The organism is Alphaproteobacteria bacterium (genome assembly GCA_040216735.1).
Lineage (GTDB): Bacteria > Pseudomonadota > Alphaproteobacteria > SHVP01 > SHVP01 > CALJDF01.
Window position 1 is genome coordinate 253,874 of record JAVJOO010000002.1, and the last position, 26,442, is coordinate 280,315.

Here is a 26,442-nt window from a genome sequence, read left to right on the forward strand (position 1 = left end):
CGCACGAGATCGCCATGGAACACTACACGCCGTTGGAAATGACGAAGAAACTCGTCTCTTTCGATACGACGAGCCGCGAATCGAATCTCGACCTCATTGAGTTCGCGGCAGCGTATTTGAAGGGCCTAGGCATTGCCGCAAAACTCATTCACAACGCGGAAGGTACCAAGGCCAACCTCTATGCGACGATCGGCCCGGCGGACGTGCCCGGTGTCGTCCTATCCGGTCACACCGATGTCGTCCCGGTCGACGGCCAAGACTGGACCACGCCACCCTTCGAGCCCCTTGAGTCCGGTGGCCGGTTGTTCGGTCGCGGCACGAGCGACATGAAAAGCTTTATCGCCACCGCTCTATCCCTGGCGCCGGAAATGGCCAAAGCCGATCTGAAAATGCCGGTTCATTTTGCGTTTTCGTATGACGAAGAGGTCGGCTGCCTCGGTGTCCACGGAATCGTCAGTCATATCGGAGACATTTCGCCGCTGCCCCGCGCCGTGATCGTAGGCGAGCCGACAGACATGAAAGTGGTCAACGCGCACAAAGGCGTGTTCGCCTTTCGCACAACCGTGCGCGGTCTAGAAGCCCATTCCAGCGCGACCCATATCGGCGTGAACGCCGTGATGTTCGCCGCCGAGTTGGTTTCCCACCTGTCCAAAATGGCGATGGAGCAACGCGAGAGCGATCGAACGAACGATCGTTTCGACCCGCCCTACACGACCGTTCACGTCGGAACCATCCGTGGCGGCACGGCCCTGAACATCATTCCCAAGGAGTGCTCGTTCGTTTGGGAGTACCGCCTTCTTCCCGGCGAGGATGAGCAGGAGATCTTTCGGCAATTCGACGACTTTGCCACCCAGGTCGTCTTGCCCCGCATGCAAGTGGTCGCGCCCCAAGCTTCGATCGTGACCGAACGTACCGGTCGCGTCGCACCGCTGGTCCCCCAAGCTGACTCGCCTGCAGAAACGCTCGCCATGATGCTCTCGGGGAGAAACCAGACCGATGTCGTCAGTTACGGCACCGAAGGGGGGATTTTCCAAGAGGCCGGCATTCCGACGGTCGTCTGCGGCCCGGGCAATATCCTTCAGGCGCACCGGCCCGACGAATATATTGCGATTGAACAAATCGACGCTTGCGAGCAGTTTTTACGCAAACTCATCGACATCGCTTCGGTTCAGAGAATATAGCCGGACAGAAATTCCGCGATCTTCGCTTCGAGCTCGGTATTGAGCGCGGCAATCAGCTCTTCGACCAACGCGAATTGGATTGCTTGGCGTTCACTCACCGTAAGGTTCTCGGAGATCGTCCGGCTGCGCTCGGCACGTGCCGTTGCAAATGCCAGCCTAAAGCCGCGGTCGTTGCGAATTTCAACGGTGACGGCGAGAACCGCGTCGTAGCGCGCGGACTGGTCGACGGTAACCGCCCCCCGAAGCCCTTTTTCAACGGGCAACTTGGTTTCGACCACCGATGCAGTGTCGATGACGAATCTTGCGCCGCCCTCGCTCCCCAGGGCGGCTAGGCGATCGTTTGCCCAGCGCCGCGCGGCTTCCGTGGGCGACACCGGCAGCAGGTGTTCGATATTTGGTTCGCGGAGCGGCGGGACATATTTCTCAACAATCTCAAGCGAGCCCGCGCTCAGGCGTATCTTCTCAAGGTGGGCGAACGTCACCTCCGGCGCCCGCGTGGGCGGTACGGTTTGGGTGCAGGCTGCGAGAAGCGCGCCCGCCATCACCAACAAACCGGCACGTAGTCCGAACCGACGGGCGATCTTCACGGGTTGGATGGGCATCTCTAGCCTCCCGGGTTTAGGCGATCGTCTGGTTCGAAATGGTAACACCGATTACAAAATTCGCATCGCACTTCGATCTTTCCGTTCTCAAGCACCATTTCCCGAACTTCGTCGGCGGGAAACTGGTTGAGGACCGCTTCGATTCTTTCCCGGGAACAGCGGCATTTGGCCATTACCGGGGCGGACTCATAGAGCCAGACGCCATCTTCATGAAACAATCGGCGAAGAAACGCCGAAGGGCTGAGGAGCGTATCGCACAATTCAGACGCGCGCGCCGTGCCGACCAAGGCGCGTGCGTGCTGCCAGTCCTCTTCGGTCGCCATCTGATCATCGTATTTCTTGCCGCCCTTGCCGCCCGTGGCAGCTAGGTTTTGAACCATAACGGCCCCAGCCCGCCATTGATCGGGTCCGCCACGAACCACCTCTCGGGCGACGCCAACCCGGATAACGGCACGCAGTTGCTCGGAACGGCGAAAGTAGTTCTCGGTGCATTCGGCCAGCGTGCTGCCTTCCAGCGCGACAATCCCTTGATGCCGCTCGGTCTCGGCACCCTGATCGACGATCCAGCTCAAGAATCCGTCACCGAAAAAACGCTGGATCTCGCGGTGTCCGTCCTGCGCCGCCGTCTCGACCGCGCCACGGTCGAAACTTGCATAGGCTCTGATCGAGCCAGGCGTTTCGAAGTCGGCGACCAACGCCCGAATTGGACCGTTGCTGCGGACCTGGAGAGAGAAAACACCCTCAAATTTCAACGCGCTGGAAAGCGCCGCACTCAGGGCGACAAGTTCACCCAGATACTCGGAAACCGCATCGGGGTATTGGTGGCCCGACAATACTTCGTGAATCGCGGGTCCTAGTCTGACGAGACGTCCACGAACGCCGATCTTGTCGATCTGAAACGGGTACACGCAATCGTCGGGTTCGACCTCGGACCGACTTCCTAAGTCATGCACCAGTTGAGAATCCCTTTCTGCGCGTGAAGGCGGTTCTCAGCTTCGGCCCAGACGACCGAACGCGGGCCGTCGATCACGTCGCCCGTAACCTCCTGTCCGCGGTGGGCAGGCAAACAATGCATGAACATCGCATCGGGCTTTGCAACCGACATGATCGATTCGTTGACCTGATACGGACGAAGCAAATTGTGCCGGGCTGTCGTGGAGGTCGATAGTTCCGGCGTTTCATCGCTCATCGAAACCCATACATCGGTGACGACGCAATCCGCGCCCGCTGCGGCCTCGGCCGCCGCCCGCGTCACAACAACCTCCGCCCCCTGCGCGCGGGCCCACTCCACAACATCGGTATCCGGGGCCAGTTCCTCGGGACAGGCGAGTTCGATGCGAAAATCGAACTTAGCCGCGGCGTGGATCCAGGTCGCAGCCATATTGTTGCCGTCGCCGATCCACGCGACCTTCGCTCCGCGAATCGGTCCGCGCTCCTCCTCGTAGGTCATGACATCGCCCATCACCTGACAGGGATGACTGCGGCTGGTCAGGCCGTTAATGACCGGAACGTCGGCATAGGTCGCGAGCTCGTCGAGAACCTCGTGATTGGGGGTTCTAATCATGATGGCGTCGACGTACCGCGAGAGCACTCTGGCGGTATCGGCAACAGTCTCGCCCCGGCCCATCTGCATCGTCGAACCGCTCAACTCAATCGTTTGACCGCCGAGCTGGAGCATCGCGACATCAAAGGAGACGCGCGTTCTCGTCGACGGTTTATCGAATATCGTCGCCAAAATGCGGCCATCCAACGGACGGTCGAGGTCCGGTGCGCCGCGGGGCCGACCGTCGCGGGCACGCTTGCGCGTACTTGCGTCGTCCAGTATTTGGCGCAACGTCGCGGGCTCAAGCGCCGCAATGTCGAGGAAATGCGGCACGCTTCAGAAACTCGTGGCGCCGAGCGCGTCGTCGATCTTTTCGAGCGCCTCTTGGACGTGGACGTCTTCAATAATTAGCGGCGGCAGCAGCCGAACGACATTATCGCCCGCGATAACGCTCAGCATCCCCCGCGCCCGCAATTCGCCGATAACGACACTGGGATCGCCGGTGCACCGCAGACCGATGAACAGCCCTTTGCCGCGCACCTCCGCGATCTTGTTGCCGTGCTTGGCCCGTAGACGATTGAGGCCCTCGTGCAACGCGTCGCCGCGCTTTTGGACGGCCTCGAGGAAACCGGGTTTCGTCACCTCGTTGAGTACCGCAAGCCCGACCGCCGTCGCGATCGGATTGCCGCCAAAGGTCGATCCGTGACTGCCCGCCACCATACCGCGCGCCGCGCTTTCCGTTGCAAGACAGGCGCCGATGGGAAGACCGCCACCGAGCGCCTTCGCCACTGCCATGACATCGGGTGTGATGCCCCAATGTTCATGGGCGAACAACCTTCCGGTCCGCCCGACGCCGGACTGAACTTCGTCGAAAATAAGCAAGAGACCGGCCTTGTCGGCGATCTCCCGTAACGCCGGCAGGAAGGAATCTGGTGACACCCGCACGCCGCTTTCACCTTGAATCGGCTCGACCAAAATTGCTGCGGTCGCCGGCGATATCGCGCGCTCGACGGCGGCGATGTCGCCAAACGGGACCTGGTCGAATCCATCCACCGGCGGCCCGAACCCATCGAGGTGTTTTTTCTGATTGCCGGCCGCCAGCGTCGCGAGGGTACGGCCGTGAAAGGCACCCTCGAAGGTGATCGTCCTGAATCTTTCCGGATGACCGCCCGCCGCGTGATACTTGCGGGCGACCTTGATGCAGCATTCGACGGCTTCGGCACCGGAGTTACCAAAAAACACCGTATCGGCGAACGAATGCGCGACCAGCGCTTCGGCCAACGCTTCCTGCGTCGGAATGCGCACAAGATTGGAGGTATGCCAAACGCCCTCCGCCGCCGTCTTCAGCGCGTCCATCAGCTTGGGATGCTTGTGGCCGAGGGTCGTCACCGCGATGCCCGAGGCAAAGTCGAGGTACCGTCGCCCTTCGGCATCGAAAAGATAGGGGCCCTCGCCCCGCTCAAACGCTAAATCGGCGCGGGCATAGGTCGGCATTATTGCGGAAATCACGGTGCTCTCCCGCTCTCGGTTCAATCGACCGGCTTTCGGAAAGCGACAGAATATGGGGGCACCTCCCCGCGCTGTCAATCGGGCAAGCCTTAACCCGTGGTTAACCCTACGGCCGCATTGTGGGGGTCCTTCCAGACCCCAGACCGGAGCGCCCGGTGCAGCACCCGATGTCCGTCCGAGGTCAATCCCCTCGGGGCGATGGCCGCCAAGCCCGCGAGGCTCTCGAGGTTGCGCGCCTCCTCCGGCGCGACGGCGACCGGGCCACGGCCGTCCAGGTGCTCGTTGAGGCCATTGATGGAGACGACGACCCGGAAGTCGCCTTTACCCTCGGGGTTTGGGCACTTGAGGACGGCAGACCTGCCGATGCGCGAACCTATTTCCGCACCGCCGCCTCCCTCGCACCGACGGTGCCCGAGGTCTTTATCAACCTTGCCGCCGCCGCCGGTCGCCTTGGGCACCAGGACGAAACCCTCGACGCCGCGCGCACGGCTGTCCGACTTGCAGCAACCAACGAGCATGCCCATGGCGCACTCGGCAACGCCCTGTCAGCGGCCAACCATTGGGCCGAGGCGCGGGCCGCCTATCTCGACGCCCACACGCAAGGGCCCGCGTCCTCGATGTGGCTGCTCAATCTCGGGCATTGTGACTTGGCGCTGGGCGATGAAACAGGTGCCCGGCAATGGTTCGCCCGCGTTCTTGAGATGCAACCGGATTCAAAGACCGCGCTCCATGGTCTAGGTCTGTGCGCCCAAAACCGCGGCGACCATGCCGGTGCGATCGGTCTATTCGAGCGGGCGCTTGTGCACGATCCGCTATACGCCGAAGCCTGGGGTAACCTTGCCGTCTCATTGCAAAGCTGCGGGCGTCACCACGATGCGCTGGAGGCCGCGCGAACCTCGGTCGATCTGAACCCGCGTGTCGCCCATGCCTTGCTGAATCTCGGGCATATCTTGCAATCGGTGGGCCGGCACAACGAAGCAATCGACGCCTACAACCAGGCGCTGGACATCGAACCGAATTTGCCCGGCGCGCGCGCCTATTTGCTCCATTCCAAACGGCACATCTGCCTGTGGTCGGGCGACGCCGGCCTGATCGACGCGGTCGTCGACGAAATCCGCAGCGGCGCCCAGGTACCGCCGTTCACCCTAGCCGGAACGGATGCGCCGCCGGCGATCAGGTTGATCGCAGCCCAGCGATCCGCCGCCGCCCATACGCGCGGTCTGCCCCCAAGCCGCGCGACGACTCCGCCGCCAGCGGAAAAGACCCCGCTTCGAATCGGCTTCGTCTCGCCGGACTTCCGCACCCATAGCCTGGCAATGTCTTTTTCGGCCGTCCTAGGCGCGCGCGACCGCGACACGCAATGGATCGGCTACGCCATCGGCGAAGCCGAAACAGCCGACAGTTCGAGCGATCTGGCAACGCTCTTCGACCGCTTTGTCGATCTTTCCGCACTGTCCGACGCCGACGCCGCGGCGCACATACAATCCGACGGGATCGACGTCCTGGTGGACCTTGCCGGTCACACGCGGGGATCGCGGTTGGAAATCTTCGCGCGCCGGCCGGCGCCGGTCCAAGTCCACTATTTGGGGTACGGGAGCACAATCGGTGCCGACTACATCCCCTGGCTGATCACGGACCGCGTCCACACACCGCCCTCGCTTGCAGACCACTGCTCGGAAGCACTCGCCTATTTGCCCCACACGTTCATGGCCGCTGGATTCGTCGAGCCGGACGGCGAGATCCCCGATCGCGACTCCGTCGGGCTTCCCGGCGATGGAATCGTCTTTGCCTGCTTCAACGCGCCCTACAAGCTTGAGCCCGCGTCCTTTGCGAGTTGGATGCGTATCCTGACCGGCGTGCCGGGCAGCGTGCTGTGGCTTCGCGGCACGTCGGCGGAGGTCGCCGACCGATTGCGCAAGGCTGCCGCCGACCATGGCGTCGACCCTGTGCGCCTAGTCTTCGCCGATCGCTTAGAACGCGCCGCACACTTGGCGCGTCACAGGCTGGCCGATATCGCTCTGGATTCGTTCAACCACACCGGGGGCGTCACGACGATCGACGCTCTCCTTGCCGGGGTCCCGGTCATCACCATCGCCGGCGCCAGTCAGAGCGCGCGAACCGGGGCATCGATCCTGACGGCCCTCGGCACTACTAGCCTCATTCGAGATGGGATCGACAGCTATGAAGCGCTGGCGATCGAACTAGCGTTGGACCCCAAGAGGCTAGCCGCGGTCAAATCCAACGTGATGGAACGGGTACGGACGTCGCCACTCTTCGATCCGACACAACTCGCGCGCGCTCTCAACACCGCCTTTCGCGAGATGTACCGCGCCGCGGCCAACGGCGCGAAACCGTCGACCTTCGACGTGCGGTAGACGCAAAATCGACCGACGCCGCCACGCGAACGCAGCCTCAAGCGGCGTCAATCCTCGGCGTCGGGTTGCACTTCGGGTGCGGCTAACGCGAACGCCGGAAGCTCTAGGCATCGGCGCTCGATGTCGAGCAAGCGTGCGCATCCCGAGAGATCGCTCGACAAACGACGCGCGTTGTAGAGTTGAGGCACCAAGCAAATATCGGCGAGCCCGGGTTGGGCCCCGTGGATAAACGCGCCGGCGCCATCGAAGCGGCGCACCATTTCATCGACGGCGCTTAGGCCGGTTTCGGCCCAATGGCGATACCACGCGTCACGGTCGGCGGCGGAGATCCCCATATCGGCCAGCCGCTTCAGGACGCGAAGATTGTTCAGGGGATGGATGTCGCATGCAATCGCCAGCGCGATCGCCCGCGCCTGGGCCCGCGCCATCGGGTCGGCGGGAAGCAACGCCGGTTCGGGCCGGGTTTCGTCGAGATACTCGATAATCGCCAGCGACTGGCTCAACGCCGTTCCGTCTTCGACAATCGTCGGTACGGACGCCTGGGGGTTGATATCGCGGTACGCTGGCGTGAACTGCTCGCCACCGCCGCGCCGTAAATGGACGACGTGAGTCTTGGGATCGATTCCCTTCAAATTCAGGGCGATCCGCACGCGATAGGCCGCGGAACTCCGAAAAAAAGAGTAAAGCTCGATCACCGGCGGTCACGCATCCGAAAGGTCCACCGGTCAAAGTTCCGGCGACCGCAGCACCATCATTTTGTGAACCTGCATGTCGTGCATGGTGTGCGAAATGCCGCCGACACCGAGACCCGATTGCCGTAACCCGGCGAACGGCATCCAGTCGACGCGAAACGCCGTATGGTCGTTGATCATCACCGCCGACGCGTCGAGCCGCGAATAGACGCGCATCGCCCGGTCGATATCTTTGGTGAAGACCGCCGCCTGAAACGCGAACGGCAAAGAGTTGGCGCGCTCGATCGCCTCGTCCATATCGTCATAGGGATAGACGCAGATCACCGGGCCGAACACCTCTTGCCGGGAGACCCGAACGTCGTCCGGCGGGTCGTAAAGCACGGTCGGTCCATAGCAGTGATGGTCCATCGGTTCGCCGCCCGAGAGGATTTCGGCCCCCTTGTCGCTCGCCTCGGTGACCCACTCATGGACGCGCTCGACTTCGCGCGGGCGGATCAGCGGCCCGACTTCGGTGTCGTCCCTGGTGGGGTCGCCAACGATAAGGCGCTCCGCGCCATCGGCGAGCGCTTCGGCAAGCGATCGCGCAAGGCTCTCGTGGGCGAAGATCCGTTGAACCGATACGCACACCTGCCCGGCGTGATACATCCCGCCCTTGAGAAGGGGAGGAACAATCTCGCTCAGATTTGCGTCCGGCCCGACGATCACCGGCGCAGCGCCACCGTGTTCCAGCGCGCACCGGGTTCCCGGCGCCAATTGCGCGCGAAGCGACCAGCCCACACCTGGGCTCCCAATAAAACTGAAAAACCCGACCCGGGGGTCGGTGACCAACGCTGTCGCGACATCCCGGCTCTCGGTTACCGTGACCTGGCACCATGCATCGGGCAATCCTGCCTCCCGCAATATCTCGACAAATCGAATACACGACAGCGGCGTGTCTTCGGAGGGTTTGACGATGACAGGACAGCCGGTCGCAACCGCGGGAGCCACCTGATGGGCAATCAGGTTGAGCGGATGATTGAAGGCGCTGACAGCGACGACGACCCCGATCGGTTCAAGCGTCGTGGCAGCGAACCGATTGGCCGAGGCGGCATTGACGTTCATCGGAATGACGGTACCGGCGCCATGCTTCAGTTCCTCGACACACGCCTCGACGCTGCCGATCGCCCGAATCACCTCGATGCGGGAATCGATCAACGGCTTCCCGCCTTCGCGCGCCGCATCCACAGCCAATTGTTCGACTTGGCCGCGCATGATCTCCGCGGTACGGCTCAGAATCTCGATGCGTTCGGCCTTGGTCAGCCAGGAATCGCGGGAGCGAAATAGTTTGTATGCCGTGGTCAGCGCCCGCTCCACGGCGTCGCGATCGCTGGCGTCGACCGTGGCGATGACCGCCCGGTCATAGGGCGCATAGACTTGCTTGGGCGTTTTGCCGGGACTCGCCCCGACGACCATCATGGAACGATGCGGCACAGCATTTGACATACTTCCCCCTTGGGACAGGCTTGCGGCCACTTTAGTGGGGCCAAACGTGTTGGCCAACGCGAACGGAAAGGGAAGTGGCGCGCCTGGAGAGATTCGAACTCCCGACCCCTAGATTCGTAGTCTAGTGCTCTATCCAGCTGAGCTACAGGCGCACAGAAAGTTGGCCACCCCTAAGGGGAAGCGCACGAAGGCGTGGAACCTAATCAATAAGCGGTTTCCTCGCAAGCGAAGCGGGATGGAGAGGATTTCGGTGACGCCCGCGAGCAACCGACTAGCAAAAAACGCACCTGAACCTGCTAAATGCTAGGTATCCCTAGCAAATTTGCTTGTGGGTTCGGTCCGCATTTGTTTAAGATCGCCAAGCTTCAGTGAACTTCAAGTTAGCTGCCCCGTATTACCTGTATATTGTTGGATAATCTAAAGAAATGATTGCTCTGGCAGTGACAATAACCGCTTGCAATCTTTCTGGGTTGTTCGCCTCCGACCTACATATCTGATGGTGTTACCTGGCATGGTAGGGAAATACTCTTCGGTCGCCCTTGCACTGGCGCTTGCCCTCGGTGGGTGTTCGTTCGTTTCGGATGCTGTGTTTCCGGGGCGAAGCGATGACCGCGACGCTAACTTGAACGCGTCGGCGTCCCAAGGGGTTCAGACCGCCCAGGCCGGCGCCACCCAGGTTGCGGCAGCCCCGGCGCCGATCGCGCCGGCGCCGCCACCGACATTGGGGAGCTCCTCCTTCAGTCCGCCGCCGGTAACCCCAGGCGTGAATACCGGCACCTTCGTCGGTCAAAAAGTTGCGCAGTTGCGCGGCGAGTTGAGCCAATTGCAGGGCAATATCGTCCAGCAAAACCAGCGGTTGCAGCAGATTCGCGAGCAACTGGGTGGAACCTCCCAGCGCTACCACGGCACGATTGCCGCGATTTCGGCCCGCCTCCAGGTCGGCACAACCCCGGGCAACCCGGTTTTGGTCAACCAATGGAATTTGGCGCAGGCCGAGCTCGATCGGCTGGGCAGCGACATCAACCAGATGAACAGTTTGGCGAATTCGGTCGCCTCGGACTCTGCCTTCGCTTCGTTCGTGCTGGAAAGCACCCGGGCAACCTTTGGCCTTTCGGGCGCGATCGACGAAGACCACCGTCAGCTCGTGATCTTGGAAGACGAAACCAATCGCACCGTGGTTCTGATCGACCGCTTGCTGAACGAACTGAGTGAGGATGTCAGTCGGCAAACGGCTTACGTGGGCAACGAACGGGCCAACCTGACAACGCTTTCCTTGGCCATCAAGAACGGTGAGTTGCTGGGCCCGAGCCTTGCGAACCGGGCTTTCGCCAGTGCCGCGCCGCTTTCGAGCTCGCCGCCGCAAGCCACAAACGCCCCCGATCGCAACAGCCAGTTCGCTAATCGCCGCCCCCTCGTCGTGATTCGGTTCGACCGGCCCGATGTGCCCTACGAACAAGCATTGTTCTCGGCGATTAGCCGTACCCTGGAACAACGGCCGCAGTCGCAGTTCGATCTCGTCGCCGTCGCCCCTAACCGTGGCGCGCCTGCCGAGGTTGCCCTCAACACGTCACGGTCCAAGGACAACGCCGAGCGCGTCCTTCGCTCACTGACCGACATGGGGCTGCCGGCGAACCGCGTCCAGCTCTCCTCCTCGTCGAGCGCGGAAGCGTTCACCAACGAAGTCCACATCTACGTTCGCTAACGCCGACCGCCGTCGGCCCTGGACGTCTATTTCTTAAATTTCTCCCGGTACGACGGGAAGTCGCCGAGCGATTCGGCGCTGTAAACGCCTTTGGCGATCGCGCGCGCGGCGGCGTCTGCCGCCAAGAGCCCGACCGACGCGAGCAGTTGCGGGGTCACCGACTGTTCTACATGCGTCCCGGTTGCCAGAACAAAGACGCTGTCGCCGTCGAAGGGCGTATGAACCGGCCGTATCGCGCGGGCGAGCCCGTCCTGGGCCATCATTGCCAGGCGCTTGGCTTGGACCCGCGATAGCCGAAGATTGGTCGCGATCGCCACCAGGGTCGTGTTCCCACCGGCCTCGCCCAGGGGGTCGTAGGAAATGTCTTCCGCCGCAATCGGCCCAAGCGTGGATTGTCCGCCCAGTTCGCCGTCCATTTCGTAGGGGGCCGCCCAAAACGTTGCCGTGCCGGGCGCAACGGTCGAACCAAAGGGATTGGCAATGGCGAGGGCACCGACCTGGATTCCATCGCCGCGCACGAACGACGCGGTGCCGAGCCCGCCTTTGAGGAGCCCCGCCGTCGCCCCCATCCCGGCCCCGACGTTGCCCTGTTCAAAGATCAAAGACGCGCCTTCGCAGGCTGTGATCGCCATGGCGCGGTGCGGGGGGGCTTCGTGCCAGTCCTGCGGTCCGCCAATAGGGGGATCGAAGATGACTGCCGCCGATACAATGGGGATACTGACCCCGCGCACCGCCAAGCCCCGTCCCTGACGCGCGAGCCACGTGGTCGCGCCGCTCGCGGCATCCAATCCGAAGGCCGATCCGCCGGAGAACACGAGCGCATCGATCGTCTCGACGGAGTTGGCAGGATCGAGCAGGTCGGTTTCCCGGGTGCCCGGTGCCCCGCCGCGAATATCGCCCGCCGCGATACACGGCTGGTCGGGGAGGATAACAGTCACGCCGCTCCGAATCGTGCGGTCGTGGCAGTTGCCAACTCTGATACCATCCACATCTGTGATGGCGTTGTGTTTACCGACAGCGATCATCTGTTTCCCGTAGCGTGCCGACGGTAGTGAGGTGATATCCAATGGTCAACGACAGGGACAGTTACGCCTGGCACAGGGGCCTTTTCGTTTTTGCGGTTGCGACGCTCCTCTTTGCCGCGCCTACGACGCATCGCTTTGCAGACGCAAGCGAACCTGTTTTCGCAACACGCCACATGGTCTCGGCGGCCAACCCCCTCGCCGCCCGGGCGGGTCTAGAGATGCTGCGCCGCGGCGGCAGTGCCGTCGACGCCGCGATCGCGGTGCAGATGGTCCTGACGCTCGTCGAACCTCAGTCTTCGGGGATCGGCGGCGGCGCGTTCATGCTTCACTTCGATGGGGCCTCGCGCGATCTCACCGGGTTCGACGGTCGCGAGACGGCGCCGGCGGCGGCAACCCCGGCCCTTTTCCTCTCGGATAGCGGCGTGCCGCTACAATTCTACCAAGCTCTTGTCGGCGGGCGCGCGGTCGGTGCGCCAGGGATCTTGAGAATGCTCGCGCTCGCCCATGAACGGCACGGGGTCTTGCCTTGGCGTACCCTGTTTGCGCCGGCCATCGCCTTGGCGGAGGAAGGGTTCCCGGTTTCGCCCCGGCTCCACATGCTGATCGCCGAGGACCGGTATCTCGCAACGTACCCCGATACCCGCCGGTACTTCTTCCGTGCCGACGGCTCGGCACTCCCCGTCGGCCATCTCCTGCGCAACCCGGCGCTCGCGGAAACGCTCCGGCGACTCGCCGCGGACGGCGCCGACAGCTTCTACGAAGGCGCCATCGCGCGCTCGATCGTCTTTGCCGTCCAATCCGCGGCGGACAATCCCGGGCTGCTGTCCCTCGCCGATCTCGAACGCTACGACGCGAAGGAGCGCCCTCCGGTGTGCGGCGCGTATCGCCATTTGACGGTCTGCGGTATGGGCCCGCCGACCTCTGGGGGAGTGACCACCCTTCAGATCCTCGGCATTTTGCGAAACGCTAACCTTGCGGCACTCTCGCCATCCGCACCCGACACGGCCCATTTGATCGCCGAAGCAAGCCGGCTGGCCTTCGCCGACCGCGGTGCATACCTCGCCGACTCCGACTTCGTCGCTGTCCCCATCAAAAACCTTCTCGACCGCGGTTACTTGCGCAGCCGATTCAAACTCATTTCCCGCGAGCGGGCCCAGCCCGCCGTGGAAGCGGGCCGGTTCGCGCACCGCCGAGGGTCGATCCTGCCATCCGCCGACGCCCTGGAACTCCCCTCCACAACTCACTTTGCGATCGTCGACGATGGGGGAAACGCCGTATCGATGACCTCAAGCATCGAGAACACCTTCGGCTCGCGCCTCATGGTCGGCGGCTTCCTGCTCAACAACCAACTGACCGATTTTTCGTTTCGGCCGGATGTCGACGGTGTCCCTGTCGCGAACCGCGTCGAAGCGGGCAAACGCCCGCGCAGCTCGATGTCTCCGACGATCGTGCTGGACGGTCAGGGCCGCTTTCGGATGGCGGTCGGTTCGCCCGGCGGCAGCCGGATCATCGGTTACGTCGTGAAGACGCTGATTGGTGTCATCGACTGGGACCTTGATGTGCAAAGCGCGATCGATTTGCCGAACCTGACAAACCGCGGCCGCATTACCGAGATCGAACAGGTGGGCGACCCGGCACCTCTCGTTCAGGCCCTCACCCAGCTCGGGCATGAGGCAGCGCCGGTTGTCATGACTAGCGGTATCCACGCCATCGTCCAAGACGAACGCGGCCTATGGGGCGGTGCCGATCCCCGACGCGAAGGCATTGCAATCGGCGATTAACGGCGAGCCAGAACGAAAAGGCGTTGCATGGCAAAAAGCGTCGTGCCGTCGGGTTGCTTTGGGTAGGCCGCGCGGTAGCGCTGCCGCATGTCCTCGACAAACGATTCCTTTTCGATTCCTTCCAAGGCTTCGACGACCGGTCGAAGTGCCGTCCCCATCACCCATTCGAGTACGGGGTCGTCGCCGTGGAGGACGTGGATGTAGTTCGTCTCCCACATTTCCATCTCCTCGACCAAAGGCGTGAGGATGTCGTGGTAGAATGCGGGCGGCTGAACGTGGGCAAATGCAATGAGCGGTCGCAGGGCATGGCGCGCCGGCAGCGACTCGACACAGGCAACAATTTCGGCGTGCGACGGCTGCGCGTAATTGCGGGGCATTTGAACGGCAAGCACGCCGCCGGTCGCTAGGGATTTGGCGAGCCCGGCAACCAATTTCCCGTGATCAGGCACCCAGTTAAATGCCGCGTTGGAAAATATGAGATCGGCATTGGCCGTCGTAAACGTCGTTATGTTTTCCTGCGTCCAACGGATCGCCGGATAGTGCGCGCGGGCGCGCGCCAGCATGTCGGGCGAGTTATCGACCCCGGTAATTTCCGCCTCGGGCCAACGCTGTTTTAGGAGAGCGGTGACGTTGCCGGGACCGCATCCGAGGTCGTAGACCGATGCGGGCCGGTCGAGATCGATCCGGGCCAGAAGATCGACCGCCGGCTGCCGCCGATACCTTTCGTAGACCAAATAGAGGTTAGGGTCCCAAGCCAACGGTCAACCGACCTCGCTCGAGCGATCGGCTTTTTCGGCGGGAAGTTCGACGATATTGGTCGGCAGCTCAATCCGAAAGGTCGTCCCCGCCTCGCCCGTTCGGTGGAGAACCAGCGTACCGCCGTGGGCTTCCACGAGGTCGCGCGCGATGGCGAGCCCCAACCCCGTGCCCGACGATTTTGTCGTCGACTTAAAGGGTTGGAACAATCGATCCCTTGCGACTTCTGGAATCCCTGGGCCGTTGTCGCTGAAATCGATGACCACGCAGTTCGACAGCGCCGCCGCCGAAACCGCAATTCTGCCGCTCGCCTCCGCCGTCATGGCTTCGAGCGCATTGCGCCCCAAGTTCATAAGCACGCGAAAAAGCTGCTCGTGGTCGGCGCTTATATTGAGGTTTTCCGACACACCGATCTGCCAATGGATCGTCCGCCCGTCTCCTTGACCAAGGGCAACGCCGACATCGGTAATGAGGTCGCGCAGGGAGAAGATAGATCGTTGCGGTTTTTGTTCGCGCGCCCGACCGAATTGAAGGGTTTGGGTACACAGCAAAATGGCGCGGTCGATCGCTCTCAGCAGAACCGGCGTCGCGCGCCGCACCTCGGGGTCGCCGCTGGTTGCCAGACGGTCCGAAACAAGTTGGGCCGTCGCCAGGATATTCCGGAGGTCATGGTTGATTTTACTGACCGCAGCGCCGAGCTCCGCAAGCCGTGTCTTCTGGCGAAGCGCCAGGCGTAGGTCGCTCTGCATGGTCTGAAATTCGCGCTGGGCGAGACCGATTTCGTCGTAACGCTGGGACAGAGTGCCCACCGGCTGTGCCGTCTCGGGACTATTGCGAAAATCGAGCATCCCTTGGGTGAGGCGCCGGAGCGGACGCACGATGAGGATGTGCAGCGCAAGGAAAACAAGTGCGCCCGTGATGGCCGAAATGACAAGAGACAGAGCCAGAACCCGCACCGAAAAACCGAACATCTCGGCGCGGAGAGGATGTTCATCGATGACAATATCGACCAGCGTCTCAGGGTCTTCCAGGGCCGGCGCGATCACCCGTATGGTTCGACCCGGTCGCATCATTGTGGCGAACGCCTGGACGATCGACGTCCATGTCGTTTGCCCGCGTAGGTCAATCGACTCGCTGATCTGGGTGGGCATATCGATGTGCTCGCCAAGGACGAGCGTGCGGGCTTCCTTCCGCTTCAAAACGATCGCTTTGATTTCGACCCGGTCTAGGAGGTCTTGCTCCAGTTGTGGGGTAATCAGCCGGTCGGGTTCGGCCGTCAACGCGAAGGACGCCAGTTGGGCAATGGCAATGCGGTCTTCCAAATAGGTCTGGCGGAAGCGCGCGATGGAGGGCACGTAAATCAGCACCTCGCTGACCATGACGAAGAACAGCGTCAGGACCAACAAACGGCCGGAAAGGCTTCGGCTCCACGGAACAAATCGCGACGCGTCTCTTAGGCGCATCGTTTTGATGTATCACACGGTGCGGAATCGATCTATGGCTAGCCCAGCCGGGCCAAAAGCCGCACCACGGTCTTGACCCGGGCGCTACCAAGGGCCGGCGCGAAGAACGTGCCGGCAGCACGCTTGCCAAGTTCGGAATAGGTCGGATAGGGCGCCATCAGGCCCGCCATCGCGCTAAGTTTTTGCTTCTGACCCACCGCCATGACCCACGGGAGAATGAGATCCCCTGCGTTACGGCCGACAATTTGGGCCCCCAGAATCCGCCCCTTTTGCGTACTGACGATCTTGATCAAACCCTCCGAGTCGCCCTGCGCCCGGGCCCGGTCGTTTTCGGCAAGCGGCCAGCGCACTACCGAGACTCGTCCATACGCCTCGCGCGCCTCGCACTCGGTCATGCCGACGTGGGCGAGCTCCGGATCGGTATAGGTCACCCACGGTATCGCTTGGTTTGTGGTCCGCGCCGGCAACCGGAACAGAATATTCCGAAGCACCACGCCGGCATGGAACGATGCGACGTGGGTGAATTGCGCCCCGCCGGCGACATCGCCGACTGCGAAAATCTTCTTGTTCGTGGTTCGTAATCGCGCGTCCACGTTCACCCCGCGCCGGGTGAACTCAACCCCCGCGGCGTCCAAGCCAAGGTCCAGATTCGGCTTTCGTCCTGCGGCAAGCAGAAGGTGCGATCCAACGATCTGCGACACCGCACCGTCTTTCTCGATCGTGAGCCGAATATCGCCGTTTGTCGCGGAAACCGCTTTGACCTGCGCACCCGAAAAAAGCTCGATCCCCTCGGCGCGCAACCGGGCGACAACGACCTCCGCCGCTTCTTCGTCGTCGCGGGGCAAAAACCGCGACATCTCCACCACCGTGACCTGGGCGCCAAGGCGGCGATGGGCCTGCGCCAGCTCCAAACCGATCGGACCGCCACCGACGACCAGCAAATGACGGGGACAGGATTGATTGGCGAAGACGGTCTCGTTCGTCATATACGGTACCGCATCGAGGCCGTCGATCGGTGGCACCAACGGCGACGATCCCGTCGCGATCACAAACCGGCGCGCACGCACAGTATGGGGACCCGCAACCAGCACGCCCGGTCCGGTGAACCGGCCATGCTCGCGGATCACCTGGATGCCCATGCCTTGGAAGCGTTCCACCGAGTCGGTGGGCGCAATGCCCTCAATGACCCGGCGAACGTGCGCCATCGTTTGGGCAAAATCGATAGTCGGTGGGGGATGAGTCACGCCAAACTGCGCGGACTCCCGCCCGGCAACCACGGCGTGCGCTGCGGCGATCAGGGCCTTGGAAGGGACACAGCCGTAATTCAAGCAGTCGCCGCCCATCTCCCCGCGTTCGACGAGAACGACCCGCGCCCCCATCATGGCCGCACCGCTGGCGACGACGAGACCGCCGGCGCCGGCACCGATGACACAAATGTCGGGGCGACCGGGCGCCGTCATTGGATTGGCCGCCCAGGGCGCGAGCGCCGCAGAATCTTGTAGGCGACCGGCAGCAACGCCAACACCGCCAAACCGATCATCGGTAAAATGACATCCGCCCGGAAAAAGATGGAGAGGCCGGGAACCTCCCCGCTATCGAGTACCGAGCCGGTCCCGGCGCCGACACCGACATATACGAACGCGCCGGGGACGATGCCGATCGCCGTCGCTAGGACATAAGTGCGCAAACGCACCCCGAGCAGCGCCGGGACAATGTTGACGAGGAAGAACGGGAACAACGGAATCAAACGCAAGATCAGCAGGTAACTGAATTCGTTTTCGCGAAAGCCGGCTTCCATGCGTTTCAGTGCGGCCCCGGCGCGTTCATGCAAGAAGGCACCGAGCGTCGACCGGGCTATGAGAAACAGTGCAACGGCCCCGACCGTCGCCCCGATCACGACACAGAGTGTCCCAACGGGCGTGCCAAAAAAGAACCCCCCCATAATCGACAGCAACGTCGCAATCGGCAGGGAGAAGGCCACCACGACGGCATAGGTTGCGATGAAGGCAACCGCCGCTAGTAGACTGTGACGCTCGACAAAGTCGCTCAAGACCGCGCGATTGTCGCGCAGGGCTTCGAACGAGACGAAGCGATCTAGATCGAAAGCGAAGAAAACGCCGAGACCCAGAACCAAGACGACCAGGGGCGCCAGCCGTTTCAGTCCAAAGCGCGGGCGGCCTTCGGTTGTCTCGGGTTGGGCCAACGGGATGCCTCGAACGTTGCCGGACGGGGCCTTGGGCGCCGTTCGATGTACGGGAACTCTTCCTTACGGCCACCTCGCCTCGGGCCGAGCGACCGGTATAGCGGCGAATCTAACGGATTCCGCGTCGGTAAGGGGGCATATTCGCGACAATAAACCAACCGTGAAGCCCGGATTTGCCGCGCTCTTCCGGGTGACGGATCGTTGACAGGGCCCGCCCCAGCCCGTATACAGCGGGCCTTATTTCGCGGGCTTTCGGCCCACGAAGCCTTGGAGATTCAGCCGTGAAAAGAACGTTTCAGCCCAGCGTCCTCGTGCGCAAGCGGCGTCATGGCTTTCGCGCCAGAATGAAGACGGCCAACGGTCGTAAAGTTCTCGCGCGTCGCCGTGCAAGGGGCCGCAAACGCCTCTCGGCGTGAGCGCGCGCCTGTGCCGGCGCGCCTAATACGCCTGACCCGCCGGTCCGATTTCGAACGGCTCACCCGGAGGGGCAATAAACAGGTCATGCCGGGTCTGGTGCTACAGTCAAAAGAGCGCGCCGACGCCTGCGTGTCGGCGCCGACCCGCGTCGGGTTCACAGTGTCCAAGAAAGTGGGCGGCGCCGTGGCGAGAAATCGCGCAAAACGGCGGCTACGGGCTGCTGTAGCGACCGCTCTCAAGGACGCCCGCCCTGGGTTGGACGTCGTACTGGTCGGTCGAAAGGCCACTCTCGAGCGGCCGTGGACCCAGCTCGTTGCCGATCTGCGCGGCGCTGCCATCGGGCTCGGCGTGCTGCCCAAGGCAGGTGTGAAGGGATGAACCGCATCGCCGACCTTCTCCGCTCTGTACCGGCAGTGCTCCTGCGTGCACTTGTGCGCGGTTATCAACTCTTCATCTCCCCCGTTCTGGGCGCGAATTGCCGCTTCGATCCTACGTGTTCCGCCTATGCCCACGAGGCGATCGGACGCTTTGGCGCGGTTCGCGGAACGTTTCTGGCCCTAAAACGCGTGTCTCGCTGTCATCCGTGGGGAGGATTCGGACACGACCCCGTCCCCGAACGAGCGCCGCCAAAACGGATCATGCACGATGTTTGAACAGCGGAACCTGATACTCGCGATCGCTTTCTCGGTCGCTATTTTGGTCGGGTGGCAGTTCTTCTTCTTGCCCGATCCGCCAGCTCCAGCGCCATCGGCGGAATCGGGCGCCCCAGCTTCGGTCCAAGGCGATGGCGTACGGGTTCCCGGCGCGCCAAACGCACTGCCCCCAGTCGGCGCCGCCGCGCCGCCGATGCGCGACCGCAGCGAGGTCCTGCGCGATGCCCCACGAATCCGCATCGATTCCCAGGCTGTGTTCGGGTCGGTGTCGCTCCTGGGTGCCCGAGTCGACGATCTAACGTTGAAACGGTATCGGGAAAGCGTCGATCCACAGAGCGACCAAGTAACCTTCCTATCGCCCCTGCAAACGGCGCACCCCTATTACGCGCAATTTGGTTGGACCAGCGCAGAGGACATCGCGCTTCCCAACGACACGTCGCTCTGGCGGTCCAACAGCACGCTCCTCACTCCCGGCAGTCCTGTCATTTTGGAGTGGGACAACGAAGCGGGCCTCCGGTTCATCCGGACGATCTCGATCGATGCGAATTATATGTTCACGTTCTCGGACCAGGTCGAGAACTACGGCAATGCTGCGGTAACCCTGTTTCCGTTCGGCGCGATTGTTCGCAAGGAGCGGCCGGAAACGCTGGACTTCTTTATTCTCCACGAAGGTGCCGTCGGCGTATTCGACGAAGTCTTGGATCAACAGGACTATGACGATCTTATCGACGCGCCGAGCGGGCGAATCGAAAACACACCCGAGACCGCCGGCGGTTGGATCGGGATTACAGATAAGTATTGGCTGACCGCCCTGATCCCGGACCAGACCGGGCATGCATCCTTTAGCTACAACCACTGGGCGGACGGCGCGCGCGACAACTTCCAGGTCGATTTTCGCCGCATCGAAGGTCTTGAGATTCCGGCGGGCAGATCGGCGAGCGTCACCAATCGGGTTTTCGCCGGCGCGAAAGTCGTGCGCTTGCTGGACGGCTACAAAAACAACCTCGGCGTTCCCGGATTCGACCGGGCCGTCGACTTCGGCCTGTTGTTTTTCCTGACCAAACCGATGTTCATTTTGCTCCGCTTCTTGAGCGAGACCATCGGTAACTTCGGCATCGCCATCCTGCTCGTCACGGTGATGGTGAAGCTGGTGTTTTTCCCGCTCGCCAATCGCTCCTACCGCGCCATGAGCAAGATGAAACTGCTCGCACCCGAAATGACCAAAATTCGGGAACGGTTCAAGGACGACCGGCAACGCCAGCAGCAAGAGATGATGGCCCTCTACAAACGCGAAGGCGCCAATCCGGTCTCGGGCTGCCTCCCGATCTTCGTCCAGATACCAGTCTTTTTTGCACTATATAAGGTTCTCTTCGTCACGATCGAAATGCGGCACACGCCGTTCTTCGGATGGATTCAGGACCTTTCGGCGCCGGACCCGCTCAACCTTTTTACCGGGTTCGGGATGCTGCCCATCTCCCTGCCTGAGTTCATTCCAGTGATCGGGATTTGGCCGATCCTCATGGGATTGAGCATGTGGCTTCAACAGCGCCTCAACCCCCAGCCGATGGATAAGATGCAGCAGCGCATCTTTATGCTGTTGCCGATCGTCTTCACGTTCATTCTGGCGCCGTTCCCGGCCGGGCTAGTGATCTACTGGACCTGGAACAATATTTTGTCGATCGCCCAACAATGGGTGATCATGCGGCAGGCGGGAATCAAGAACCCGGCGGCGGTCGAGTAGCGCCCGGGGACGTTCATGGCTGGCGCGCCATCCGACGATCGGGCGATTGAAGTCGGGCGGCGTCTGTTTGCCCGCCACTGCGCGTTCCTAACCTCGGGTGTCGGGCCGAGCAGCTTCCCGAGCGAAACCTTGCCCGAAGTCGCCTTCTCCGGACGATCGAATGCCGGCAAGTCCAGCTTGATCAATGCCCTCACCGGTCAGCGTGGCTTAGCACGGGCATCCAACCAACCCGGACGCACCCAATCGATCAATTTTTTTGAGATTGCAGCGGCCCTGCGGCTCGTCGATCTGCCGGGCTACGGCTTCGCCAAAGCGCCCAAGGCAACCGCGGATAGCTGGCGCCGCTTAGTCCATGGCTTTCTTCGTGGGCGCGCGACGGTGCGCCGCGTGGTTCTCCTGATCGATGCGCGGCGCGGCCTGATGGCGATCGACCGCGCGATGATGGCGGAACTCGAGGAGATGGCCGTTTCGTACCAAGTCGTCTTGACCAAGACCGACACCCTGCCCCAAGCGAAGGTTAGGGCGTTGATCGAGACGACGACGGCGGAAATATCGCGGCAACCGGCAGCGTTTCCGTTGGTCATCGCTACAAGCGCCCGCAAAACGAAGGGGATTGCAGAACTTCGCGCATCCCTTGCTGAACTAGCTGACTTCACTTGATTCGGATATAAGCGCCCCATGCCCATCAAACCGGGAACCGACCCAGACAAACTCGCGGAAGTCGGCAGGACTCTGGCCGAAGCCTTGCCCTATATGCGCCAGTTCAACGGCCAAACATTCGTGGTGAAGTTTGGTGGGCATGCCATGGGCGACGACGACCTCGCGATTTCGTTCGCCCAAGACATCGTGATGCTGCGGCAAGTCGGCATCCATCCGGTGGTTGTTCACGGCGGCGGTCCGCAGATCGGCGAGATGCTCGCCCGGCTCAATATCGAAAGTTCGTTTGTCGATGGCCTTCGGGTTACCGACCGCGCCACCGTCGATATCGTGGAGATGGTCCTCTCCGGATCGATCAATAAACAAATCGTCGACAGCATCCACCGGGCCGGCGGAACCGCGATCGGCCTATCGGGCAAAGACGGTCGCCTAATCGAAGCCCAAAAACTCACGCGCACGACGCGAGATCCGGATTCGAACATTGAACGGATTCTCGACCTTGGGTTCGTCGGCGAACCGACGCGTATCAACACCAAGGCGCTCGACGTCCTCAAGCAGTCGGACATCATCCCGATCATCGCCCCCATCGGCGTGGGCCCGAACGGCGAGACCTACAACATCAACGCCGACACCGCTGCGGGCGCGATCGCAGGTGCCTTGGGCGCGTCGAAACTGCTCATGCTCACCGATGTCGCCGGCGTGTTGGATAAGGACAAGAACCTCCTCCCCACACTTACGGAGGTGCAGGCGCGCGAACTCATGGCTGAGGGCACGATTTCCGGCGGCATGATCCCCAAGGTCGAAACCTGTTTGGACGCGGTGCGCCGGGGCACCGACGCCGTCCATATTCTCGACGGTCGCATCCGACACGTTCTGTTGCTCGAAATATTCACCGCGCACGGTGTGGGCACCATGATTCGGGCCAATCGCTAGCCACCCGCTTCGGATCGATCCTCGCCCTCCGGGGCGTCCACGAAGTACCGGACGAACCACTCCATTTCTTCATCGACCATCGGATAATCGGTCCCGCCCCGCGGGTTCAGGACCTCGTTCCCTTTGAGGTGACACAGGGTCCGCTGCAATCCGACCGCGGTGCGCATCGCCAGGTGCGCTTTCCAGCACAAGGCCGACAGCGGCCGCCCCGATCGGGCGCGCAGAATCCTTCTCACGGCCGCCTCGGGCACGCCGGACTTCAGCGATAGGGCATGGCCGACGAAGACGACATCCCCCGCCTGGGCCGCTGAAAGAATAGCGGTGTCGTCCAGTTTACTTGCCGCGAAGGCTGCCCTTGCCCGCGAACGGGCGGCGGCATCGCTCTCCGGCGACGATCCATCGTCCTCTCTCAACCGGTCTCGTACGCGTTGCCGAACAAATCGTTCGGTTTCCGCATCGATGTCGCTTCGCGCGGCCAGTTCGTCAAGCAACGCCGCGGCAACGAAACCCGCGATTCGCCGGATCGCCGACGCCGAAAGACTGGGGCGCGCGACCAGTGGGCGATGCCACGGCTCGTGAACAGGCGCTTCGTCGATAATACTATCGAGCGTGTCTTCCCGAATTTGCGCGCCGTGATTGGCCAACAGCGACGCGATGGCGCCTTCGTCTCCGGCCGCCACGATGGCTTCGCAAACCGCGGGGCTGAGCCGTTCGCGCTTCGATACGCAGGCCAGCACCTCCGGTTGCTTGGCGCGCGCAACAACTTCGAGGAGGTCTTCGTCGGTGAGCAGGACCGAGTATTGGAGTACCGGTGCGCAGACGACCGTCTCTGCGTCGCGCGCCAGTCGCGCAACGATGTCGCGCGGTACATGGACGGCGCTCTTTATTTCCTCGGCAACGATGCGCCGTACCTTCGGTAACTGGTCCTGGGCAAGCGTCTCGAGAATATCGAAGGTCAGGTCTTGGAGGCGGTCGACGTCGCGAGAATCGAGATCCGGGATCAGGCGGGCGATTTTTCGGGCAAGGACGATCCTGACCTCTTCATCGGCGTCCGACGCCAACAATTTCTCGGCGGGACGCGGCGCAGCCGGGTTCTCGGCGACGGCGCGGCGCACTGCGGCGGCGGGATCGGCGGCCAGGAAGTAGAGGATTTCCGGCCGAGCATCGAACCGACTCGCAAGGTCCTGGCGCACTGCCGGATCGGCGTGGCGCGCCACATCCTTTTCCTGTTCGTAGGAAATGACCGGTTTGTCTTTCCCTTCGGTCCACCCGAAGAGTCGATCTAACATACGCCGGTCTCAGCCTCGTCCGGTTCGGGGAACGAGGATACGGCGTAGCGTCCTTTTCCGGCACGCTTGGCCCGGTACATCGCTTCGTCCGCCCTGGTGACCAGAACGTCGAGCGGTTCGGCGCTGCTCGGATCCGTGACCGCAACGCCGATCGACAGGCCAAGCGTATGGTCGGGATCGCCCGAGAATTGCTTGAGCGATTTCGCTGCCTCCAGCAGTGAAGTCGCCTTCGCCGCCGCCCCCCCTTCGTCGGTATCCTCCAGCCACATGGCAAATTCATCCCCGCCAAGGCGGGCGACGATGTCCCCTACCCGGCTGGTGGAGGTGAGAAGCCGCGCCAAAAACACCAACGCTTCGTCGCCACGGGTATGTCCGTGGACGTCGTTAACCCGTTTGAAGTTGTCCAGATCGATAAATAGGAGAGACGCTTTGCGCGATGCACGCCTCAGGGCTCGAAGGCGCAAACCGACCTCTTCGGAAAACGCGCGACGATTGAAGAGTTGAGTCAACTCGTCGGTGCGCGACAACTCTTCTAGAAGTTCGCCGTTTTCGATTTGGGCAAACGCGATACCGAGGTGGTTGGCGACCCCGGAGAGCAAAGATCGATCGGTCTCGTCCCAAAAATTTTCGTCGTCTCTCGCGACACAGATCGCCCCGTTGATCTGGTCGCGATACCGCGCGAGGTTGATCAGGACATGAAGCGTCGACTCGTCCGTCTTCACGAAGAGATCTTCGTCGCCATCCTTCATTTGCAGCCGGACCGCTTCGACGACCGGCCGCGGCGGCGGGCCTTCCGGTCCGGCGAATTGGATCGCGCCGGTGAATCCGCCGTCTTTCTTGGCGCGAACGATCCAACAATAGCGTGCACCCAAGACGTTGGCCGTCGCGCGCGCCGCGGCGCCGAGCATATGCTGCGGCTCCACTTCGTTGCGCATCGCATCGACAACGTCCCCGATGAGTTGGTGTTTTAGCTCGGCGGTCTCTAGCGCCTCTTGCCGCTCCTTTTCGACAGTGACGTCCTTACACACGCCACGGTTACCAAGCCATTGCCTGTCTTTGCTGAAGACCGGACGCGATGACACGCTAACGCAGCTATGCCCACCCGAGGCGTCCTTGAGCCACAACTCTTCGGCTTCGATTGGTTCGCGGGCAGTGAAGGGGTCAGTAGTCGCTCTCGCCGCATCGACGACAAGGCGGGCGGCTGCGGTACCCACGAGATCGCTCGCCGCATACCCCAAAGCGCCGCGTGAGGAAACGAAGGAGAACGTTCCGTCGGGCTTGGTCTCCCACGCGAAATCGGACGAACACTCGACGAGATCCCGGAACATCTGGCGCGACGCGACCAACGCGCCGACGAGACTCTTTTCCAGGCCGGCCTTGCGACCCAGCGCGATGACGTACGACGCAACACCCGGGCTCGATTGCACGGGGAGCAGCGTGAAATCGACCGCACCGTCGGAGTCCCGCTGCGATGTCAGGACCGAGCAGGTCTTGACCGCACCGTCGCGTGCCGCTTCCCGGGCGAGATCGCGGACCTGACTGTCCAGACCTCGGTTTAGTCCGTCGGCCACCGCACCGCCGGCACTATTCGCGGCTATGACTTGTCCATCGATCGATAGAAGGATTGCCGGACCGGGGAAGGTGCCGATGATCGACCGCAGATCGATCCCTTGGTTTGGCGGCAATTCGGTATTCCGGTTCATCTTGCAGGAACGTTGCCCGGAAACCCCGGGCCCGGCAAGATCAAACCCGGACGGGGTTCTCAGCAGTTGCACAAATGAAACATCAGACCGTCGACACGTGGTTATTCGACCTCGACAACACACTTTATTCAGCTAAATGCGGTCTATTTGACGAAGTCCGCGCGCGGATCGGGACCTACATGGTCACCCACTGCGGCCTCTCCCCCGTGGACGCGGCCGCGGCCCAACGGTCCTACCGGGACCGTTTCGGCTCCACCTTGGCGGGGCTGATGGCGGAGAAGGCCATCGAACCGGACCACTTCCTGTCCTTCGTGCACGACGTGAACTATGACGCGATTCAGCCCGACCCTCGGTTGGGCCAAGCTTTGGCGGGACTCCCCGGCCGCCTCTATATCTTCACCAATGGATCGCGCGACCACGCGGTTCAGGTCACGGATCGACTTGGGATCACGGGTGCCTTCGACGATATCTTCGATATCGCCCGTGCGGACTATGTCCCAAAGCCCAATCCTGCGCCCTACGACAAAATCGTCCACGATCTCGGCCTAGCGGCAAGGGCGACCGCATTTGTCGAAGACATCGAGCGCAACCTCGTTCCGGCAAAGAAGATGGGAATGACGACGGTTCTTGTCTCCGAAGGCGTTCCGGAAAAGAGCAACTCGGTCGACCATATCGTTTCCGACTTGCCCGGCTGGCTCGCGGCGTATGGGACACGCCCAAGTTGACTCGCGTTGC

General features: G+C 62.3%; 24 protein-coding genes and 1 tRNA gene. 11 read left to right on the plus strand and 14 right to left on the minus strand.

From position 1 onward, the window contains the following. Nucleotides 1–14 precede the first annotated feature (14 nt). A complete protein-coding gene (argE, locus tag RID42_02380; GenBank protein MEQ8246506.1) occupies nucleotides 15–1,181 on the plus strand; it encodes an acetylornithine deacetylase in 1,167 nt (388 codons plus the stop codon). Here argE and RID42_02385 read toward each other — a convergent pair. Genes RID42_02385 through RID42_02400 form a run of 4 tightly spaced genes read right to left on the minus strand, consistent with a single transcriptional unit; the run spans nucleotide 1,169 to nucleotide 4,835 of the window. Next, nucleotides 1,169–1,783 carry a hypothetical protein gene (locus tag RID42_02385; protein ID MEQ8246507.1) on the minus strand — a complete coding sequence of 205 codons (615 nt, stop codon included), beginning with the start codon at nucleotides 1,781–1,783 and terminating at the stop codon, nucleotides 1,169–1,171. The two genes, argE and RID42_02385, sit on opposite strands and share 13 nt — an antisense overlap. A gap of 2 nt (nucleotides 1,784–1,785) precedes the next feature. Next, a complete protein-coding gene (locus RID42_02390) occupies nucleotides 1,786–2,736 on the minus strand; it encodes an Hsp33 family molecular chaperone (GenBank protein ID MEQ8246508.1) in 951 nt (316 codons plus the stop codon). Continuing rightward, a complete protein-coding gene (gene argF / locus RID42_02395) occupies nucleotides 2,724–3,659 on the minus strand; it encodes an ornithine carbamoyltransferase (GenBank protein ID MEQ8246509.1) in 936 nt (311 codons plus the stop codon). Before argF ends, RID42_02390 begins: the two co-directional genes overlap by 13 nt. A gap of 3 nt (nucleotides 3,660–3,662) precedes the next feature. After that, nucleotides 3,663–4,835 carry an aspartate aminotransferase family protein gene (locus RID42_02400; GenBank protein ID MEQ8246510.1) on the minus strand — a complete coding sequence of 391 codons (1,173 nt, stop codon included), beginning with the start codon at nucleotides 4,833–4,835 and terminating at the stop codon, nucleotides 3,663–3,665. Between the two features lie 167 nt (nucleotides 4,836–5,002). Here RID42_02400 and RID42_02405 point away from each other — a divergent pair, with 167 nt between their 5' ends. Then, a complete protein-coding gene (locus RID42_02405; protein ID MEQ8246511.1) occupies nucleotides 5,003–7,210 on the plus strand; it encodes a tetratricopeptide repeat protein in 2,208 nt (735 codons plus the stop codon). Between the two features lie 47 nt (nucleotides 7,211–7,257). Here RID42_02405 and maiA read toward each other — a convergent pair whose 3' ends face one another. The 3 genes from maiA to RID42_02420 form a co-directional block, all read right to left on the minus strand. After that, nucleotides 7,258–7,902, minus strand: a complete 645-nt coding sequence (maiA, locus tag RID42_02410) for a maleylacetoacetate isomerase (protein MEQ8246512.1) — start codon at nucleotides 7,900–7,902, stop codon at nucleotides 7,258–7,260. Nucleotides 7,903–7,935: 33 nt separating this feature from the next. Further along, entirely contained in the window at nucleotides 7,936–9,354 is a 1,419-nt protein-coding gene (locus tag RID42_02415) for an aldehyde dehydrogenase family protein (protein MEQ8246513.1), read from the minus strand. A 105-nt stretch (nucleotides 9,355–9,459) separates the two neighbouring features. Then, nucleotides 9,460–9,536 (minus strand) — tRNA-Arg (locus tag RID42_02420). A 359-nt stretch (nucleotides 9,537–9,895) separates the two neighbouring features. Between RID42_02420 and RID42_02425 the strand changes: the two genes are divergently transcribed. After that, the gene (locus tag RID42_02425) at nucleotides 9,896–11,086 is read left to right on the plus strand and encodes a hypothetical protein (protein ID MEQ8246514.1); all 1,191 of its coding nucleotides are present in this window, start codon (nucleotides 9,896–9,898) and stop codon (nucleotides 11,084–11,086) included. 26 nt (nucleotides 11,087–11,112) lie between these two features. Here the strand turns inward: RID42_02425 and RID42_02430 are convergent, their stop codons facing one another. After that, nucleotides 11,113–12,111, minus strand: coding sequence for a P1 family peptidase (locus RID42_02430; GenBank protein MEQ8246515.1), 999 nt, complete (start codon nucleotides 12,109–12,111; stop codon nucleotides 11,113–11,115). A 41-nt stretch (nucleotides 12,112–12,152) separates the two neighbouring features. Between RID42_02430 and ggt the strand changes: the two genes are divergently transcribed. Next, nucleotides 12,153–13,892, plus strand: a complete 1,740-nt coding sequence (gene ggt, locus RID42_02435; GenBank protein ID MEQ8246516.1) for a gamma-glutamyltransferase — start codon at nucleotides 12,153–12,155, stop codon at nucleotides 13,890–13,892. On the opposite strand, the gene RID42_02440 is transcribed toward ggt, so the two are convergent. From RID42_02440 to RID42_02455, 4 genes are read right to left on the minus strand one after another with little or no spacing between them, the layout of a single operon-like run. After that, nucleotides 13,889–14,650: a methyltransferase domain-containing protein gene (locus RID42_02440; GenBank protein MEQ8246517.1), complete on the minus strand. Its 762-nt coding sequence runs from the start codon at nucleotides 14,648–14,650 to the stop codon at nucleotides 13,889–13,891. The two genes, ggt and RID42_02440, sit on opposite strands and share 4 nt — an antisense overlap. A 3-nt stretch (nucleotides 14,651–14,653) precedes the next feature. Beyond that, nucleotides 14,654–16,111: a HAMP domain-containing sensor histidine kinase gene (locus tag RID42_02445; GenBank protein ID MEQ8246518.1), complete on the minus strand. Its 1,458-nt coding sequence runs from the start codon at nucleotides 16,109–16,111 to the stop codon at nucleotides 14,654–14,656. Nucleotides 16,112–16,149: 38 nt separating this feature from the next. Further along, nucleotides 16,150–17,571: an FAD-dependent oxidoreductase gene (locus tag RID42_02450; GenBank protein ID MEQ8246519.1), complete on the minus strand. Its 1,422-nt coding sequence runs from the start codon at nucleotides 17,569–17,571 to the stop codon at nucleotides 16,150–16,152. After that, nucleotides 17,568–18,314, minus strand: a complete 747-nt coding sequence (locus tag RID42_02455; protein ID MEQ8246520.1) for a TVP38/TMEM64 family protein — start codon at nucleotides 18,312–18,314, stop codon at nucleotides 17,568–17,570. The genes RID42_02450 and RID42_02455 overlap by 4 nt, the downstream gene beginning before the upstream one ends. Nucleotides 18,315–18,595: 281 nt before the next feature. Between RID42_02455 and rpmH the strand changes: the two genes are divergently transcribed. From rpmH to argB, 6 genes are read left to right on the plus strand one after another with little or no spacing between them, the layout of a single operon-like run. Next, entirely contained in the window at nucleotides 18,596–18,730 is a 135-nt protein-coding gene (rpmH, locus tag RID42_02460; GenBank protein ID MEQ8246521.1) for a 50S ribosomal protein L34, read from the plus strand. A gap of 10 nt (nucleotides 18,731–18,740) precedes the next feature. Then, nucleotides 18,741–19,109, plus strand: a complete 369-nt coding sequence (rnpA, locus tag RID42_02465) for a ribonuclease P protein component (protein ID MEQ8246522.1) — start codon at nucleotides 18,741–18,743, stop codon at nucleotides 19,107–19,109. Continuing rightward, nucleotides 19,106–19,384: a membrane protein insertion efficiency factor YidD gene (yidD, locus tag RID42_02470; protein MEQ8246523.1), complete on the plus strand. Its 279-nt coding sequence runs from the start codon at nucleotides 19,106–19,108 to the stop codon at nucleotides 19,382–19,384. Before rnpA ends, yidD begins: the two co-directional genes overlap by 4 nt. Continuing rightward, nucleotides 19,377–21,125, plus strand: a complete 1,749-nt coding sequence (yidC, locus tag RID42_02475; GenBank protein MEQ8246524.1) for a membrane protein insertase YidC — start codon at nucleotides 19,377–19,379, stop codon at nucleotides 21,123–21,125. Before yidD ends, yidC begins: the two co-directional genes overlap by 8 nt. 15 nt (nucleotides 21,126–21,140) lie before the next feature. Further along, nucleotides 21,141–21,785 carry a ribosome biogenesis GTP-binding protein YihA/YsxC gene (gene yihA / locus RID42_02480; GenBank protein ID MEQ8246525.1) on the plus strand — a complete coding sequence of 215 codons (645 nt, stop codon included), beginning with the start codon at nucleotides 21,141–21,143 and terminating at the stop codon, nucleotides 21,783–21,785. 18 nt (nucleotides 21,786–21,803) lie between these two features. Next, nucleotides 21,804–22,715 carry an acetylglutamate kinase gene (argB, locus tag RID42_02485; GenBank protein MEQ8246526.1) on the plus strand — a complete coding sequence of 304 codons (912 nt, stop codon included), beginning with the start codon at nucleotides 21,804–21,806 and terminating at the stop codon, nucleotides 22,713–22,715. Here the strand turns inward: argB and RID42_02490 are convergent. Continuing rightward, entirely contained in the window at nucleotides 22,712–24,004 is a 1,293-nt protein-coding gene (locus RID42_02490) for a DUF2336 domain-containing protein (protein MEQ8246527.1), read from the minus strand. The genes argB and RID42_02490 overlap by 4 nt on opposite strands. Continuing rightward, nucleotides 23,998–25,707, minus strand: coding sequence for a diguanylate cyclase (locus RID42_02495; GenBank protein MEQ8246528.1), 1,710 nt, complete (start codon nucleotides 25,705–25,707; stop codon nucleotides 23,998–24,000). The genes RID42_02490 and RID42_02495 overlap by 7 nt, the downstream gene beginning before the upstream one ends. Before the next feature lie 74 nt (nucleotides 25,708–25,781). On the opposite strand from RID42_02495, the gene RID42_02500 reads away from it, so the two are divergent. After that, a complete protein-coding gene (locus RID42_02500) occupies nucleotides 25,782–26,432 on the plus strand; it encodes a pyrimidine 5'-nucleotidase (GenBank protein ID MEQ8246529.1) in 651 nt (216 codons plus the stop codon). Nucleotides 26,433–26,442: the final 10 nt, after the last annotated feature.

What these genes read in the sequence shown, in the direction of transcription:
- RID42_02495 (MEQ8246528.1), bottom strand. Translation starts at nt 25,707, where the DNA reads ATGAACCGGAATACCGAATTGCCGCCAAACCAAGGGATCGATCTGCGG.
- RID42_02430 (MEQ8246515.1), bottom strand. Translation starts at nt 12,111, where the DNA reads ATGATCGCTGTCGGTAAACACAACGCCATCACAGATGTGGATGGTATC.
- RID42_02445 (MEQ8246518.1), bottom strand. Translation starts at nt 16,111, where the DNA reads ATGCGCCTAAGAGACGCGTCGCGATTTGTTCCGTGGAGCCGAAGCCTT.
- RID42_02425 (MEQ8246514.1), top strand. Translation starts at nt 9,896, where the DNA reads ATGGTAGGGAAATACTCTTCGGTCGCCCTTGCACTGGCGCTTGCCCTC.
- ggt (MEQ8246516.1), top strand. Translation starts at nt 12,153, where the DNA reads ATGGTCAACGACAGGGACAGTTACGCCTGGCACAGGGGCCTTTTCGTT.
- yidD (MEQ8246523.1), top strand. Translation starts at nt 19,106, where the DNA reads ATGAACCGCATCGCCGACCTTCTCCGCTCTGTACCGGCAGTGCTCCTG.
- yidC (MEQ8246524.1), top strand. Translation starts at nt 19,377, where the DNA reads ATGTTTGAACAGCGGAACCTGATACTCGCGATCGCTTTCTCGGTCGCT.
- argE (MEQ8246506.1), top strand. Translation starts at nt 15, where the DNA reads ATGGAACACTACACGCCGTTGGAAATGACGAAGAAACTCGTCTCTTTC.
- RID42_02415 (MEQ8246513.1), bottom strand. Translation starts at nt 9,354, where the DNA reads ATGGTCGTCGGGGCGAGTCCCGGCAAAACGCCCAAGCAAGTCTATGCG.
- RID42_02500 (MEQ8246529.1), top strand. Translation starts at nt 25,782, where the DNA reads ATGAAACATCAGACCGTCGACACGTGGTTATTCGACCTCGACAACACA.
- argB (MEQ8246526.1), top strand. Translation starts at nt 21,804, where the DNA reads ATGCCCATCAAACCGGGAACCGACCCAGACAAACTCGCGGAAGTCGGC.
- RID42_02405 (MEQ8246511.1), top strand. Translation starts at nt 5,003, where the DNA reads ATGTCCGTCCGAGGTCAATCCCCTCGGGGCGATGGCCGCCAAGCCCGC.
- RID42_02450 (MEQ8246519.1), bottom strand. Translation starts at nt 17,571, where the DNA reads ATGACGGCGCCCGGTCGCCCCGACATTTGTGTCATCGGTGCCGGCGCC.
- RID42_02490 (MEQ8246527.1), bottom strand. Translation starts at nt 24,004, where the DNA reads ATGTTAGATCGACTCTTCGGGTGGACCGAAGGGAAAGACAAACCGGTC.
- yihA (MEQ8246525.1), top strand. Translation starts at nt 21,141, where the DNA reads ATGGCTGGCGCGCCATCCGACGATCGGGCGATTGAAGTCGGGCGGCGT.
- RID42_02385 (MEQ8246507.1), bottom strand. Translation starts at nt 1,783, where the DNA reads ATGCCCATCCAACCCGTGAAGATCGCCCGTCGGTTCGGACTACGTGCC.